We start from the raw sequence: 13695 nt of genomic DNA, 5'->3' as shown, positions 1-13695 counted from the left end.
GCCTGACATTTGCTCGCACGAAGGCGGGATGCGACCGCCCTCAGGAGGTGGCCGACTCGGACAGTGCAGGTACCCGGTCGAGCTTCAGACCTTCCTGGAACAACCGGTTGCTGTGCTCGGTTTCCCCCAGTTGGGCCAGCAGCCGTGCCAGCTCGGCGCAGGTTTCGGCGCTGCGGCTGAGTGCCAGGCTGGCCTCCAGGTACTCCCGCGCCTTGTCGAACTGCTCGTTGACCAGGCACAGGCGGCCCAGGGTCAGCAGCAGCAGCGGATCGTTTGGCTGCTTTTCCAGCAGGTTCTGGGCCAGATGTAGCTGCCGCGCCGGGTCGCTGCTGCGGACCTGACCGTAGAGATAGGCCAGACGATCCTCGTAGTGCTGCTTGAGGGCCGCGCGCAGCACTGCCTCGGCCTCGTCCTCGGAGCCCAGCTCGCGCAGGCGCGTGGCATAGGCGTAGAGCAAGTCGGCATCGTGCTGCAGCGACGAGGGCATCTGGCTCCAGCAATTGGTCACGAGACTGCGGGCGGTCTCGCCATCCTTCAGCTCGCCCTTGCCGACCTGCTCCAGGGCGGCGGCCCAGGCCAGGTGCTCCAGCTCGTCGAGCTTGCCGGAAGGCAGAACCTTGCGCTTGCGCAGAATGGGCAGCAGCTGGCACAGCGCCGACCAGTCCTGCAATTGGACGTAGAGCTTCTGCAGCAGGCTCAGAACATAGGGATGCTGCGGATGCCCTTCGTTCAGCTGTTGCAGGACGGCCAGCGCCTGTGGGTATTCGCTGCGATCGATCAGCAGCCGGGCCTGGGTCAGGCCGATGGCGACCTCCGCCTTCGGATCGCGCTCGCGGGCCTCGCGCAGCAGGTCGTCGCTCTGGGCGTACTCGCCCAGCTCGTTGGCTGCCCGCGCAGCACCCAGGTAGTGCACCAGCGGCTGCTGGTCGCTGGCCGCGGCCCGGCTCAGCTGGCGCAGCGCCTGCTCCCAGTTGCCCTCGGCCAGATCACGCTGCCCGTGCAGGGCGGCCTGCCGGGCACGGCGGTTGCGGTTGCGCTGCGACCAGGGCAGCACCACACCGGCCGAGGTAGCGATCAGACCGACGACCCAGCGCAGGACGAAGAACGCGACGACCAGCACCAGCAGCAGGCCGAGGAAGACCCAGAGGCTGGACTCGAAACGGTAGCCCTTGTAGGCGAACAGCACGTAGCCCGGATGCTCGGCAATGGCCATGCCGAGCAGGGCGGCGCCGGCGATGACCACCAGCAGGAGCAAATAGAGGCGGCTCATTGACGGGCGCCCTCCTTCTTGGTGGAGGCTGCGGCGGCTTCGGCCTCGTCACGCTGCGCCTGGCGGCGCTGCAGATAGTTCTGCATCGCGCTCACGGTCGGCGACAGATCGGGCATCTGCAGCGCGACCTGCTGCCTGGAAAGCTCGCCCAGGCGCTTGCCGAGGGCGGCACTCTGCGGATGATCCGGATTGAACTGACCGGCCAACACTTCCTGGGCCTGCTGCAATGCCTGCCGGTAGACGTCGGGGGAAGCGTTCAGCACCGCCCACTGGGCTTGCTCCAGGGCCAGGGCCAGGGTCAGACGGACCTGCGCCAGATTCTGGCCGCTCAGCAGCGGGCGGATGTCCTGATCGGCGTGCAGGTCGACGCGCACGAAGCGGGAAATCTTCTCCCACCACTGCTGCCAGCGGTCGGCAACGACCGGTGCCTGCTCCTGCTCGTAGATCGGTGCCAGCGGCTTGAGCTGGGCGACCTGCTCGCGTAGTGCGCCGAGGCTCAGGAACAGACCGATACGATCGGGCGGTGTCAGGCTGCGCAGGGTCTCCAGGCTGCGTGCCAGCACCTGGCGCACCGGGAAGGAGGCCGGGTCGTCCTGCTCGCGGAGGATGCCGTCGGCCGCCTCGAGCAGACGCTGGGCGCTGTTGATGTCCTGCATGGCCGACAGGCGCAGGTTGGCCAGGCGCATCAGGTATTCGGCCTCGGCCAGCCGCCAGTCCTCGCGGCTGGCGCCGGTCAGCTTGTCCAGTCGCTGGACGAGCTTCTCCTGGCCGCTTTCGAGCATGGCCATGGTGCGCCAGCGCTCATCCAGCTCGGTGCGCGCCGGGAACTGCGACAGGCGGCTGGTGATGCCTCGCTCGCTCTGCTTCAGCGCGTCCATCTGGCTGCTCAGCGCCGCATCGAAGCGGCTGCTCTGCGCCAGCTCGCTGGCCTGCATTTCGCGCAGTTGCCAGAGGCCCCAGCCACCGAGGCCTGCGCCGCCGGCGCCGATCAGCAGGGCCAGGACGGCCACGGCACCGGAGACTCCACCGCCGCTCTTGGTGGTCGGGGCGGGCGCGGCGAGCTGATATTCATTGTTGTTCGTGGAGGTGTTCGGGGGGCTGCTTCGCTCACGTATACATCCTTCGGGTCAAAAGGTCGGCGCTGGGCGGCCCTGGAGCGCGGCCAGCAAGGCTGTGGCACTGGCGCCATGGCAGTCCACGACAGTCTGCGATCCTGCCGCACGGGCCAGTTCGGCGACCCGCGGGCTCGGCACGAACAAGGGTATCCGAAGCAGTGCCGGCCAGTCAGCCGCCGCCATATGGCGCAAGTGCTCGAATCCTTGCCCGCTGCTGATCTGCAGGCCATTCAGGCGCTCCGTGCGGATCCGCTCGAGCAGGGTGCCGGGCGGGTAATCCGGCAGGGTGCGCCGGTAGAGCTCTACATGATCCACGGCCAACCCCTGCCCACGCAACGAGTCGGCGACAAGCTCGCGACCGCCCTCCCCGCGCAGGATCAGCACCCGCGGCCGGGGCACGGCCAGCGCCGCGGCCAGCTCGGGCAATGCCAGCAGCGACTCGCTGTCCTCGCCGGTGGTCGGCCAGACGGCCGTCAGACCGTAGTCGGCGAGAATTTCGCCGGTCGCCGCGCCGATGCCGAACCAGCACTGGTTCGCCGGCGGCTGCGGCCAGTAGCGATCGAGCAGCTCCAGCCCCAGGCGAGCAGCGGGCTTGCTGACCACGATGACCGCACTGTAGCGGTCCAGGTCGAGAAACAGGCTGCGCAGTTCCGGGGTTTCCGCCAGCGGCTCGATGGCCAGCAGCGGCAGGCTGCTGCTGTGGATGCCCTGTTCGGCCAGGCGGCCGGCCAGGACGGCGCACTCCTCGGCCGGACGGGTGAGCAGCAGACGCCACCCGCCGGCGTCCGGCCGCACCGTCATGGCCGTGCGTCCTCGCCGTAGACCGTTTCGAGAATCCGCTGTGCGCCCTGGGCCAGCAGCACCTCGGCCACCCGCACGCCGAGCGCCTCGGCCTCGTCGCTGGGCGCACGATCTTCGGCACGCAGTAGCAGACCGCCGTCCGGCTGGCCGACCAAACCGCGCAGCCACAACTGGTCGCCCTCCAGCTCGGCATAGCAGGCGATGGGCACCTGGCAGCCACCGTTGAGGCGCCGGTTCAGCGCGCGCTCGGCGCCGACCCGCAGGGCTGTCGGCTCGTGGTTGAGCGGCGCGAGCAGCGCCTGGATCTCGCGGTCGGCGCTGCGGCACTCGATGCCTACCGCACCCTGCCCGCCGGCCGGCAGGCTGTCGGCGACGGCGATGCGGGAGCGGATGCGCGCCTCGAAGCCGAGGCGGATCAGCCCGGCGGCGGCGAGGATGATGGCGTCGTACTCGCCGGCATCCAGCTTGGCCAGACGGGTGTTCACGTTGCCGCGCAGGAACTGGATCTTCAGGTCGGAACGGCGGGCCAGCAGCTGGGCCTGGCGGCGCAGGCTGGAGGTACCGACCACGCTGCCGGCCGGCAGCGCGTCGAGGCTGTCGAAGACATTGGAGACGAAGGCGTCACGCGGATCCTCGCGCTCGCAGATGCAGTACAGACCGAGCCCCTCGGGGAACTCCATCGGCACGTCCTTCATCGAATGCACGGCGATGTCGGCCTCGTTCTCCAGCAGGGCGGTTTCCAGCTCCTTGACGAACAGCCCCTTGCCGCCGATCTTCGCCAGCGGCGCATCGAGCAGCTTGTCGCCACGGCTGACCATCGGCACCAGAGTGATCACCAGCCCCGGGTGGGCCTGCTCCAGACGTGTCTTGACGTACTCGGCCTGCCACAGGGCCAGGGCACTCTTGCGGGTGGCGATGCGGATCTCGCGGGACATGGGGCATTCCAGAACGACAGAGTGCCGGGGATGATAGCAGGATCGGGCTGCAAGCTGAGCAGTCCTGCCCCTGACGGCTGCTCCGACCATGCGCAGGTGGTGGCGGCGGCGCTCCCTCCGACCGCCCGGGCGAACGTCAGGACGCGCTCAGGTGGTTGTGCATCAGTTTGCGCACCCCGGCGACGTGCCGTCGGCTCACCGTCAGTGCGGCATCGCCAAGGCCGCGCAGATAGAGTTGGAAATGCCCGAGCGGCGTGCGCTGCAGCCGCTCGATGCGGTCGCGGGCGACCAGCGCGTTGCGATGGATGCGCACGAAGCGCTCGCCGAACTCGTCCTCCAGGGCCTTCAGCGGCTCGTCCAGCAGCACTTCGCCGCCCTCGTGGCGCAGCGTCACGTACTTGTGGTCGGCGATGAAGAAGATCGCCTTGTCCACCGGCACCAGTTCGATGCCCCGGCGGGTGCGCGCGCTGATATGGGTACGCGGCACGTTGCCGTCCGTCACTGGCGGACGGGTCAGCGAGGCCAGCTGAATCCGGCTGGGGCGCGAAGCCCTCTGCAGGGCTTCGCGCAGGGCCTCGCGCTGCACTGGCTCGACCAGATAGCTCACCCCGGTGTGCTGTAGCGCCGCCACGGCGAACTCATCGTCGGCGGAACAAAAGATCAGGGCAGGCGAGGCCTCCCGCTCGCACAATCGGGCAGCCACCTGCAGGCCGTCCAGCCCGGGCATGCGGATATCCAGCAGGACGATATCCGGTTTCAAACTGTCGATCAGGGCCAGTGCCTCTTCGCCGTTGCCGGCCGAAGGCTCGAGCACGCGATAGCCATCAAGCTCGCTCACCAGACGGCAGAGCAGCTCTCTGGCCTGAGGGTCGTCGTTGACGATCAGAACATTCATGTTGCTTCGGCTTCCCGCGTCAGTCCGGACAAGAATAGCGTAGACAGCCGGAGTGACGGCCGTCACGGTCCGTGCGGGAGAATTGTGCCGCGGAAGGCGGCGGGCACGGCCGACAGGGGCTGCAGGGTTTTCCCGCATACCCTGCTATCATCCGCGCAACCTTCATCCATCCACCTTGACGGCCGCCTCCGCGGCCGTCCGCATTTGCGCACCAGCCGAGAGAACGCCATGAGCGCCGAGAAAACCAACCAGTCCTGGGGCGGCCGTTTCAGCGAGCCGGTCGACGCCTTCGTCGCCCGCTTCACCGCCTCCGTCGACTTCGACAAGCGCCTGTACCGCCACGACATCATGGGCTCGATCGCCCACGCCACCATGCTGGAACAGGCCGGCGTACTGACCGCCGCCGAGCGCGACGCGATCATCGACGGCCTGCAGCAGATCCAAGGCGAGATCGAGGCCGGCCAGTTCGACTGGCGCGTCGACCTGGAAGACGTGCACATGAACATCGAGGCACGCCTCACCGACCGCATCGGCATCACCGGCAAGAAGCTGCACACCGGCCGCTCCCGCAACGACCAGGTGGCCACCGACATCCGCCTGTGGCTGCGCGACGAGATCGACGCGATCCTCGGCGAGATCACCCGCCTGCAGCAGGGTCTGCTGGCCCAGGCCGAGCAGCACGCCGAGGTGATCATGCCCGGCTTCACCCACCTGCAGACCGCCCAGCCGGTGACTTTCGGCCATCACCTGCTGGCCTGGTTCGAGATGCTGTCGCGCGACCACGAGCGCCTGGTCGACTGCCGCAAGCGCGTCAACCGCATGCCGCTGGGATCGGCCGCGCTGGCCGGCACCACCTACCCGATCCAGCGCGAGATCACCTGCCGGCTGCTCGGCTTCGAAGCGATCGGCGGCAACTCGCTGGACGGCGTGTCGGATCGCGACTTCGCCATCGAATTCTGCGCCGCCGCCTCGCTGGCGATGATGCACCTGTCGCGCTTCTCCGAGGAGCTGGTGCTGTGGACCAGCGCCCAGTTCAACTTCATCGAGCTGCCCGACCGCTTCTGCACCGGCTCGTCGATCATGCCGCAGAAGAAGAACCCGGACGTCCCCGAGCTGGTGCGCGGCAAGAGCGGCCGCGTGTTCGGCGCACTGACCGGCCTCTTGACCCTGATGAAGGGCCAGCCGCTGGCCTACAACAAGGACAACCAGGAGGACAAGGAGCCGCTGTTCGACGCCGCCGACACCCTGCGCGACAGCCTGCGCGCCTTCGCCGACATGGTCCCGGCCATCAAGCCGCGCGTCGAGGTGATGCGCGAGGCGGCGCGCCGCGGCTTCTCCACCGCCACCGACCTGGCCGACTACCTGGTGCGCAAGGGCCTGCCGTTTCGCGACTGCCACGAGATCGTCGGCCACGCGGTGAAGTACGGCGTCTTGAGCGGCAAGGATCTCGCCGAGATGAGCCTCGACGAACTGCGCCAGTTCAGCGACCAGATCGGCGACGACGTGTTCGCCGTGCTGACCCTGGAAGGTTCGGTCAACGCCCGCGACCACATCGGCGGCACCGCGCCGGCCCAGGTGCGCGCCGCCGTGGCCCGCGGCAAGGCGCTGCTGGCCGCGCGCTGAGACCGACCTTGCGCGGGCGGTGCCACGCCGCCCGCGCTACAGCCAGTTCTTGAACCTGAACCAGGCGTAGGACAACGCCGCCGAGCCGACCATCAGGCCCAGCGCCAGCGGGTAGCCGAAGTACCATTCCAGCTCCGGCATGTGGCGGAAGTTCATCCCGTAGACGGTGCCGACCAGGGTCGGCGGCAGAAACAGCACCGCGGCGATGGAGAACACCTTGATGATGCTGTTCTGCTCGATGCTGATCAGCCCCAGGGTAGCCTCGAGCAGGAAGCTGCTCTCCCCGGACATCTTCGCCTGGTATTCGCCCAGGGAGCGCACGTCTCGCTCGGCGGTCTTCAGCCAGCCGCGCGCCGACTCGTCCAGCCAGCCGTTGCCGGCCTGACGGACGTAGCTGATCTGCCGGTCGATGCTCAGCAGGCTCTCGCCCAGCTTGGCCTGCAGGCTGTTGTGTCGGCCGAGCAGCTTGACGACCTTCTGCAGGTCGGTTTTTTCCACATGACGCTCGGCCGATTCGCTGAAGATCGCCCGCGACAAGGTGTTCAGCTGCTTCTGCAGGAGCTCCAGCACATCGGCGATGCGGTCGACGACGCTGTCGATCAGCGCCGCGAAGAGTATCTCGCTGCAGCAGGGCAGCCCGGACCGTTGCAAGCCCTTGCCGATGAAGGCGCGGAACGCCGACAGCTCGGCGTAGCGCACCGTCACCAACCACTGGCGGCCGAGCACGAAGGTCACCTCGGTGATATCGGGCCGGTGCTCGCCGATGCCGCTGACCAGGCTGACGGTCATGTAGAGGGTGCCGGTCCTCTCGTAGAAACGCGAGGAGTCCTCGATCTCCGCCATTTCCTCGCGGGTCGGGATGTCCACCCCGAGCAATCGCTCGAGGAACAGCTCCTCCTCGCGGCTGGGCTGCAGCAGGTCGATCCACAAAATGCCCGGCGGCAATGCCCGGAGGTCCTCCGCCGGCAGTTGGTGCAGACCGGCGGCGTCGAGCTGGTGATAGGTGATCATGCAATGCGGTCCTGTCTCAGGGCATGAAGTGGGCTGCGGTCGGTCGCCAGGCGTTATCATGGAAGCCACCGCCCCACCATGAGGTCACTGCCATGGGTGTCGAGCGAACCACCGACGCGCGCCGGGCGACCTCGGGCGCCCCGCGTTTCCGGATCGCCACCGACCGCCAGTCGGCCACGCGGCGCGTACGTTACATCGAGACCAGCCATGCCGACGACGGGAGCTGCCGTCTCTGCCAGCTGGACAGCAGCCCCTTGAGCGCAGCAGGAGACCCCATGAGCCAGCCAGACCAGAAACCGATGGACGACGAAGCCTTCGCCGAACAGACCCTGATCGAAGCCATCGAGAACCAGATCGAAGCGGGCGACCCGCCGGCCGCCAAGGCCACCCTGAACAAGCTGACTCTGGTCGGCTACGAGCGGGAGGAGAGCCTCCATCTGATGGCCCTGGTGCTGGCCCACGAAATCGCCGCCATGCTGCGCGAGGACCGCCCGTTCGACGGCGCCTGGTACGAGCAGGCCCTGCGTGCGCTGCCGGAACTGCCCGAGGCCGCCGGCTAGCCGGCGCAGCGGCCGCTACACTGAGGGAAAACCGCCATCGCCGGAGTCTCCCATGGCCTTCACCACCACGCTGCTTGCCGAACTGGAAATCCTCGCCCTGTTCAACCTGCAAAATGTCCAGGAAGAAGGCATCAAGGTCCACCACGATGCCGCTCCGGAAACCGTGGCCGCCGCCCGCCGGCTGCACGACAAGGGCCTGATCAGCCGGCCCGACGGCGGCTACCTGACCAGCCTGGGGCTGGATGCCGCCGAGCAGGCGCAGAACCTGCTGACCATCCTCGCCGGCCCGCGTCCCTGAGGCTTTGGTTCAAAGCTCGGGGAACTCCAGTTCCTCGCCGACCTGCTCGAGGGTGACGCGAGCGAGCAGTTCGCCCAGGGAGTCGCCGCTGGCGTCGCAGATCCAGCGGTCGCTGGCCTCGTCGTAGTCGAAGTGGAAACCGCCGGAGCGTGCCGCCAACCACAGCTGGCGCAACGGCTCCTGGCGACTGAGGATGAGCTGGCTGCCGTTCTCGAAACGGACGGACAGGACACCCGCGGAGTTCTCCAGATCGACGTCCAGGTCGCTGTCTTCGAAAATATCCTCGACGCTCTGTTGCAGATCGTCGATCAGTCCGTGGAAACGGGCTTCGGTAAGGCTCATACGGATTCCTCGTCAGAACAATGGCGCTCAAGGCTGGCAACGATAGCCGATTCGTACGCCGGCAGGGACGGCATTACCCCGCAGGGCCCGTCCGCCGCGGGCCGCGCATAGGCAAGGCGCCGGGGGGTCGGTATACTTTGCCGCACTCGATGCGTACACAAGGATTTCCGTCATGAAGCGCCTGCTGCTTCCGCTCCTCGCGCTGGCCGTACTCGCCGCGCCCCTGGCCGGCTGTGGTCAGAAGGGCCCGCTCTACCTTCCTGACGACAAGAAAGCCGGCCACCGCAAAGACCGTTTCGAATTCTAAGAACCTGCCCGGCCGCCGCAGTGCGCCCGGACAGGCTTCTTCCCAGGAGGCCCCATGGAACCCTTCAACTACCGCGACGGCACGCTGTTCGCGGAAGGCGTGGCGCTGTCCGCCATCGCCGCACGCTTCGGCACCCCCACCTACGTCTATTCCCGTGCCCATCTGGAAAACCGCTACCGTGCCTATGCCGACGCCCTGGCCGGTATGCCGCACCTGGTCTGCTTCGCGGTCAAGGCCAACTCCAACCTCGCCGTGCTGAACCTTCTGGCGCGCCTCGGCGCCGGCTTCGACATCGTCTCCCGCGGCGAGCTGGAGCGCGTGCTGGCCGCCGGCGGCGACCCGGCGAAGGTGGTGTTCTCCGGGGTCGGCAAGAGCCGCGAGGACATGCGCCGCGCCCTGGCAGTCGGCGTGCACTGCTTCAACGTGGAATCCGAGGTGGAGCTGGAGCGCCTGCAGGAAGTCGCCGCCGAACTCGGCGTGAAAGCCCCGGTGTCGCTGCGCGTCAACCCGGACGTGGACGCCCAGACCCATCCCTACATCTCCACCGGGCTCAAGGAAAACAAGTTCGGCATCGACATCGAGCAGGCCGAGGCGGTCTATGCCCACGCCGCCACGCTGCCCAACCTGGAGGTGCTCGGCGTCGACTGCCACATCGGCTCGCAGCTGACCACCCTCTCGCCCTTCCTCGACGCTCTGGACCGCCTGCTGCTGCTGATCGACCGCCTGGCCGCGCGCGGCATCGTCATCCGCCACCTGGACCTCGGCGGCGGCCTCGGCGTGCGCTACCGCGACGAACAGCCGCCGGCGCCCGGCGACTACATTGCCGCGCTGCGCGAGCGTCTCAAGGGACGCTCCCTGGCCCTGGTGTTCGAACCGGGGCGCTCGATCGTCGCCAACGCCGGCGTGCTGCTGACCCGCGTGGAATACCTCAAGCACACCGAGTACAAGGATTTCGCGGTGGTCGACGCAGCGATGAACGATTTGATCCGCCCGGCCCTCTACCAAGCCTGGATGGATGTGGTGCCGGTGACCCCCCACGGCGGCGAGGTCTGCAGCTACGACCTGGTCGGACCGATCTGCGAAACCGGCGACTTCCTCGCCAAGGACCGCGAGATGGCCCTGGTCGAAGGCGACCTGCTGGCCGTGCGCTCGGCCGGCGCCTACGGCTTCGTCATGAGTTCCAACTACAACACCCGCGGCCGCGCTGCCGAGGTACTGGTGGACGGCGAACAGATGCACCTGGTGCGCCGCCGCGAAACCATCGAGGAACTCTACGCCGGCGAAAGCCTGCTGCCCAACTGACACGGAGGCAGGCATGCTGCTGCGTTTCACCAAGATGCACGGCCTCGGCAACGACTTCATGGTTCTCGACCTGGTCAGCCAGCACGCGCACATTCAGCCCAAGCACGCCAGGCAATGGGGCGACCGCCATACCGGCATCGGCTTCGACCAGTTGCTGATCGTCGAGCCACCGACCCGGCCGGACGTGGACTTCCGCTATCGTATCTTCAATGCCGACGGCTCGGAGGTGGAGCAGTGCGGCAACGGCGCGCGCTGCTTCGCCCGCTTCGTGCTCGACAAGCGCCTGACGGTGAAGAAGCGCATCCGCGTGGAAACCAAGAGCGGCATCATCGAACTGGACGTCCGCCCGGACGGTCAGGTCTGCGTCGACATGGGCCCGCCGCGCCTGGAGCCGAAGGAGATTCCCTTCCAGGCCGAGACCGCCGCCCTCGCCTATGCGCTGGAAGTCGACGGCCAGCCGGTCGAGCTCGCCGCACTGTCCATGGGCAATCCCCATGCGGTGCTGCGGGTGGAAAACGTGGAAAGCGCACCGGTGCACGAGTTGGGGCCTAGACTGGAACATCATCCGCGCTTTCCGCAGCGGGTCAACGTGGGCTTCCTCCAAGTCGTCGACCGCCAGCACGCCAGATTGCGCGTCTGGGAGCGCGGCGCCGGCGAAACCCAGGCCTGTGGTACCGGCGCCTGTGCGGCAGCGGTGACGGCGATTCGCCAAGGCTGGATGGATTCGCCGGTGCTGATCGATCTGCCGGGCGGCCGGCTGTCCATCGCCTGGGCAGGGCCGGGTCAGTCGGTCATGATGACCGGCCCCGCGGTGCGCGTGTACGAAGGCCAGGTACGTCTATGAGGGTGTAGCCCATGAGTGATCCGCTCCAAGAGCCCGTCGATGCCACAGCCGTTGCAGAGTTCCTGCGTCGGAATCCGCAGTTCTTCCTGGGTCGCGAAGAACTGCTGGCGGAACTGAACATTCCTCATCCGAGTGGTGCCGCGGTGTCGCTGGTGGAGCGCCAGCTGGGACTGCTGCGCGAACGCAACCACGAGCTGCGCGGACGCCTGGGACAGCTGATGGACGTGGCCCGCGACAACGACCGGCTGTTCGACAAAACCCGTCGCCTGGTCCTCGACCTGCTCGACGCGACCACGCTGGAAGAGGCGGTCGGCCTGGTGGAGGACAGCCTGCGTCACGAGTTCCAGATTCCCTTCGTCGGACTGATCCTGTTCGGCGAACATGCCAGCCCGGCCGGCCGCTGGGTCGATACCGAGGACGCCCTGCAGGCCATCGGCGGCCTGCTGGCCTGCGGCAAGCCGCTGTGTGGCGTGCTACGCAGCCACGAGCTGGGCTTCCTGTTCGGCGAGGAGCGCCGTCCGCAGATCGGCTCGGCCGCGGTGGCCGCTCTCGACCATCAGGGCCTGCACGGGGTGCTGGCGGTCGGCAGCCCCGACCCCCAGCACTACAGGAGCAGCCTCGGCACGCTCTTTCTTGGCTATATCGCCGACGTTCTCGCCCGCTTGCTGCCACGTCTGGCCAGCAGCCCGCTACGCCCGGTCCGTTAGAACTAGAACATGCAGGCTGACCTCGACGCCTTTCTCGATCACCTGCGCAGCGAGCGCCAGGTGTCGCAGCACACCCTCGACGGTTACCGCCGCGATCTCGGCAAGGTCCTCGCCCACTGCGAGCGGGCAGGCTTGACCGCCTGGGGCGCCCTGGATACCGCCCGCCTGCGCCGGCTGGTCGCCAAGCTGCATCTGCAGGGCCTCTCCGGCCCCAGCCTGGCGCGCCTGCTCTCGGCGGTGCGCGGTTTCTACCGCTACCTGCTGCGCGAGGGCCGCTGCCAGCATGATCCCGCCGCCGGCCTGAGTCCCCCCAAGGGCGAGCGCCGGCTGCCGCGCACCTTGGATGCCGACCGCGCCCAGCAATTGCTCGACGGCGCCGTCGAGGACGACTTCATCGCCCGCCGCGACCAGGCCATTCTCGAGCTCTTCTACTCGTCCGGCCTGCGCCTTGCGGAACTGGTCGGCCTGGATCTCGACCGCCTCGATCTGGCCGCCGGCCTGGTGCGCGTGCACGGCAAGGGCAACAAGGTTCGCGAGCTGCCGATCGGCAGCAAGGCGCGCGAGGCGCTGGAAGCCTGGCTGTCGCTCCGGGCACTGGCGCGGCCGGCCGACGGCGCGCTGTTCGTCAGCCGCCAGGGCCGCCGCCTGAGCCCCCGCGCCGTACAGTTGCGGGTGCGCCAGGCCGGCGTGCGCGAGCTCGGCCAGCACCTGCACCCGCACATGCTGCGACACAGCTTCGCCAGCCACCTGCTGGAGTCCTCCCAGGACCTGCGCGCCGTGCAGGAACTGCTCGGCCATGCCGACATCGCCACCACCCAGATCTACACCCATCTCGACTTCCAGCACCTGGCGGCGGTCTACGACCAGGCCCATCCGCGGGCGCGTCGTCGCAAGGACGAGACTCCATGAACATCCGCCTGATCACCTTCGATCTCGATGACACCCTGTGGAACGTCGCCCCGGTCATCGAAAGCGCCGAAGCCGAACTGCGCGACTGGCTGGGCCGCCATGCGCCGCTGCTCGGCGCGGTACCGGTCGAGCACCTGTGGCCGATCCGCGCCCGCCTGGTCGAAGGCGAGCCGGCGCTCAAGCACCGCATCAGCGAGCTGCGCCGCCGCGTACTGCTGCACGCCCTCGAGGAGGCCGGCTACCCCGCGGCCGAGGCACGGGAACTGGCCGAGCAGGCCTTCGAGACCTTCCTCACCGCGCGCCACCGCATCGAGTTCTTTCCCGAGACCCAGCCGACCCTGGAAATCCTCGCCAACCGCTACGTCCTCGGCGTGCTGACCAACGGCAACGCCGATGTGCGCCGCCTGGGCCTGGCCGACTACTTCCGCTTCACCCTCTGCGCCGAAGAGCTGGGTATCGGCAAGCCCGATCCGCAGCCGTTCCGCGAGGCCCTGCGGCGCGGTGGAGTGGCGGCCGAGCAGGCGGTGCACATCGGCGACCACCCCGACGACGACATCCTGGGTGCTCAGCGCGCCGGCCTGCGAGCGATCTGGTACAACCCCGCCGGCAAGCCCTGGAGCCACGCCGGGGCACCGGACGCGCAGATCGCCAGCCTAGCCGAGCTGCCGGCGCTGCTCGGTCGCTGGCAGCTCGGCTGACGGCCTTGGCGCTGCTCGCCGCAGCGCCAGAACTGCCAGGCACAAAAAAGGGCGGCCCGGGATTTTCCCGGGCCGCCC

Annotated in this window: 16 protein-coding genes; 9 read left to right on the top strand and 7 right to left on the bottom strand. The window is 68.2% G+C overall.

Annotation, left to right across the window (positions count from 1 at the left end):
• Positions 1–40: 40 nt before the first annotated feature.
• The 5 genes from Atro_RS15710 to Atro_RS15690 form a co-directional block, all read right to left on the bottom strand.
• Entirely contained in the window at positions 41–1270 is a 1230-nt protein-coding gene (locus Atro_RS15710) for a heme biosynthesis protein HemY (protein WP_497923713.1), read from the bottom strand.
• The gene (locus Atro_RS15705; RefSeq protein WP_497923712.1) at positions 1267–2280 is read right to left on the bottom strand and encodes a uroporphyrinogen-III C-methyltransferase; all 1014 of its coding nucleotides are present in this window, start codon (positions 2278–2280) and stop codon (positions 1267–1269) included. The genes Atro_RS15710 and Atro_RS15705 overlap by 4 nt, the downstream gene beginning before the upstream one ends.
• Positions 2281–2397: 117 nt before the next feature.
• Positions 2398–3186 carry a uroporphyrinogen-III synthase gene (locus Atro_RS15700; RefSeq protein ID WP_497923710.1) on the bottom strand — a complete coding sequence of 263 codons (789 nt, stop codon included), beginning with the start codon at positions 3184–3186 and terminating at the stop codon, positions 2398–2400.
• Positions 3183–4121: a hydroxymethylbilane synthase gene (gene hemC, locus Atro_RS15695; protein WP_497923708.1), complete on the bottom strand. Its 939-nt coding sequence runs from the start codon at positions 4119–4121 to the stop codon at positions 3183–3185. Before hemC ends, Atro_RS15700 begins: the two co-directional genes overlap by 4 nt.
• 136 nt (positions 4122–4257) lie before the next feature.
• Positions 4258–5016, bottom strand: a complete 759-nt coding sequence (locus Atro_RS15690) for a LytR/AlgR family response regulator transcription factor (RefSeq protein WP_497923706.1) — start codon at positions 5014–5016, stop codon at positions 4258–4260.
• Positions 5017–5244: 228 nt separating this feature from the next.
• Here Atro_RS15690 and argH point away from each other — a divergent pair, with 228 nt between their 5' ends.
• The gene (argH, locus tag Atro_RS15685) at positions 5245–6639 is read left to right on the top strand and encodes an argininosuccinate lyase (RefSeq protein ID WP_497923704.1); all 1395 of its coding nucleotides are present in this window, start codon (positions 5245–5247) and stop codon (positions 6637–6639) included.
• Positions 6640–6675: 36 nt separating this feature from the next.
• Here the strand turns inward: argH and Atro_RS15680 are convergent, their stop codons facing one another.
• Positions 6676–7650 (bottom strand): magnesium transporter CorA family protein, encoded by a 975-nt coding sequence (locus tag Atro_RS15680; protein WP_497923702.1) that lies wholly within the window; start codon positions 7648–7650, stop codon positions 6676–6678.
• 92 nt (positions 7651–7742) lie between these two features.
• Between Atro_RS15680 and Atro_RS15675 the strand changes: the two genes are divergently transcribed.
• Both Atro_RS15675 and Atro_RS15670 read left to right on the top strand, forming a co-directional pair.
• Positions 7743–8210: a hypothetical protein gene (locus Atro_RS15675; RefSeq protein ID WP_497923700.1), complete on the top strand. Its 468-nt coding sequence runs from the start codon at positions 7743–7745 to the stop codon at positions 8208–8210.
• A gap of 52 nt (positions 8211–8262) precedes the next feature.
• Positions 8263–8508: a TIGR02647 family protein gene (locus Atro_RS15670; protein WP_497923699.1), complete on the top strand. Its 246-nt coding sequence runs from the start codon at positions 8263–8265 to the stop codon at positions 8506–8508.
• Between the two features lie 9 nt (positions 8509–8517).
• Here the strand turns inward: Atro_RS15670 and cyaY are convergent, their stop codons facing one another.
• The gene (cyaY, locus tag Atro_RS15665) at positions 8518–8850 is read right to left on the bottom strand and encodes an iron donor protein CyaY (protein ID WP_497923697.1); all 333 of its coding nucleotides are present in this window, start codon (positions 8848–8850) and stop codon (positions 8518–8520) included.
• Between the two features lie 172 nt (positions 8851–9022).
• Between cyaY and lptM the strand changes: the two genes are divergently transcribed.
• From lptM to Atro_RS15635, 6 genes are read left to right on the top strand one after another with little or no spacing between them, the layout of a single operon-like run.
• Entirely contained in the window at positions 9023–9157 is a 135-nt protein-coding gene (gene lptM / locus Atro_RS15660; RefSeq protein ID WP_012703235.1) for an LPS translocon maturation chaperone LptM, read from the top strand.
• 54 nt (positions 9158–9211) lie between these two features.
• Positions 9212–10459 (top strand): diaminopimelate decarboxylase, encoded by a 1248-nt coding sequence (gene lysA / locus Atro_RS15655; RefSeq protein ID WP_497923694.1) that lies wholly within the window; start codon positions 9212–9214, stop codon positions 10457–10459.
• Between the two features lie 13 nt (positions 10460–10472).
• The gene (gene dapF, locus Atro_RS15650; protein ID WP_497923692.1) at positions 10473–11303 is read left to right on the top strand and encodes a diaminopimelate epimerase; all 831 of its coding nucleotides are present in this window, start codon (positions 10473–10475) and stop codon (positions 11301–11303) included.
• A gap of 11 nt (positions 11304–11314) precedes the next feature.
• The gene (locus tag Atro_RS15645) at positions 11315–12010 is read left to right on the top strand and encodes a DUF484 family protein (RefSeq protein ID WP_497923691.1); all 696 of its coding nucleotides are present in this window, start codon (positions 11315–11317) and stop codon (positions 12008–12010) included.
• Between the two features lie 9 nt (positions 12011–12019).
• Positions 12020–12919 carry a tyrosine recombinase XerC gene (gene xerC, locus Atro_RS15640; protein ID WP_497923689.1) on the top strand — a complete coding sequence of 300 codons (900 nt, stop codon included), beginning with the start codon at positions 12020–12022 and terminating at the stop codon, positions 12917–12919.
• Positions 12916–13617, top strand: a complete 702-nt coding sequence (locus Atro_RS15635; RefSeq protein WP_497923688.1) for an HAD family hydrolase — start codon at positions 12916–12918, stop codon at positions 13615–13617. The genes xerC and Atro_RS15635 overlap by 4 nt, the downstream gene beginning before the upstream one ends.
• Positions 13618–13695 lie beyond the last annotated feature (78 nt).

The sequence above is a fragment of the Azotobacter tropicalis genome (assembly GCF_059739045.1).
This window is presented reverse-complemented; position numbering and strand designations above follow the sequence as displayed.

Bases quoted from the DNA above. Each gene is read 5' to 3' on its own strand.
- Atro_RS15710 (WP_497923713.1), bottom strand. From the start codon at position 1,270: ATGAGCCGCCTCTATTTGCTCCTGCTGGTGGTCATCGCCGGCGCCGCC.
- Atro_RS15700 (WP_497923710.1), bottom strand. From the start codon at position 3,186: ATGACGGTGCGGCCGGACGCCGGCGGGTGGCGTCTGCTGCTCACCCGT.
- hemC (WP_497923708.1), bottom strand. From the start codon at position 4,121: ATGTCCCGCGAGATCCGCATCGCCACCCGCAAGAGTGCCCTGGCCCTG.
- Atro_RS15690 (WP_497923706.1), bottom strand. From the start codon at position 5,016: ATGAATGTTCTGATCGTCAACGACGACCCTCAGGCCAGAGAGCTGCTC.
- argH (WP_497923704.1), top strand. From the start codon at position 5,245: ATGAGCGCCGAGAAAACCAACCAGTCCTGGGGCGGCCGTTTCAGCGAG.
- Atro_RS15680 (WP_497923702.1), bottom strand. From the start codon at position 7,650: ATGATCACCTATCACCAGCTCGACGCCGCCGGTCTGCACCAACTGCCG.
- Atro_RS15675 (WP_497923700.1), top strand. From the start codon at position 7,743: ATGGGTGTCGAGCGAACCACCGACGCGCGCCGGGCGACCTCGGGCGCC.
- Atro_RS15670 (WP_497923699.1), top strand. From the start codon at position 8,263: ATGGCCTTCACCACCACGCTGCTTGCCGAACTGGAAATCCTCGCCCTG.
- cyaY (WP_497923697.1), bottom strand. From the start codon at position 8,850: ATGAGCCTTACCGAAGCCCGTTTCCACGGACTGATCGACGATCTGCAA.
- lptM (WP_012703235.1), top strand. From the start codon at position 9,023: ATGAAGCGCCTGCTGCTTCCGCTCCTCGCGCTGGCCGTACTCGCCGCG.
- lysA (WP_497923694.1), top strand. From the start codon at position 9,212: ATGGAACCCTTCAACTACCGCGACGGCACGCTGTTCGCGGAAGGCGTG.
- dapF (WP_497923692.1), top strand. From the start codon at position 10,473: ATGCTGCTGCGTTTCACCAAGATGCACGGCCTCGGCAACGACTTCATG.
- Atro_RS15645 (WP_497923691.1), top strand. From the start codon at position 11,315: ATGAGTGATCCGCTCCAAGAGCCCGTCGATGCCACAGCCGTTGCAGAG.
- xerC (WP_497923689.1), top strand. From the start codon at position 12,020: ATGCAGGCTGACCTCGACGCCTTTCTCGATCACCTGCGCAGCGAGCGC.
- Atro_RS15635 (WP_497923688.1), top strand. From the start codon at position 12,916: ATGAACATCCGCCTGATCACCTTCGATCTCGATGACACCCTGTGGAAC.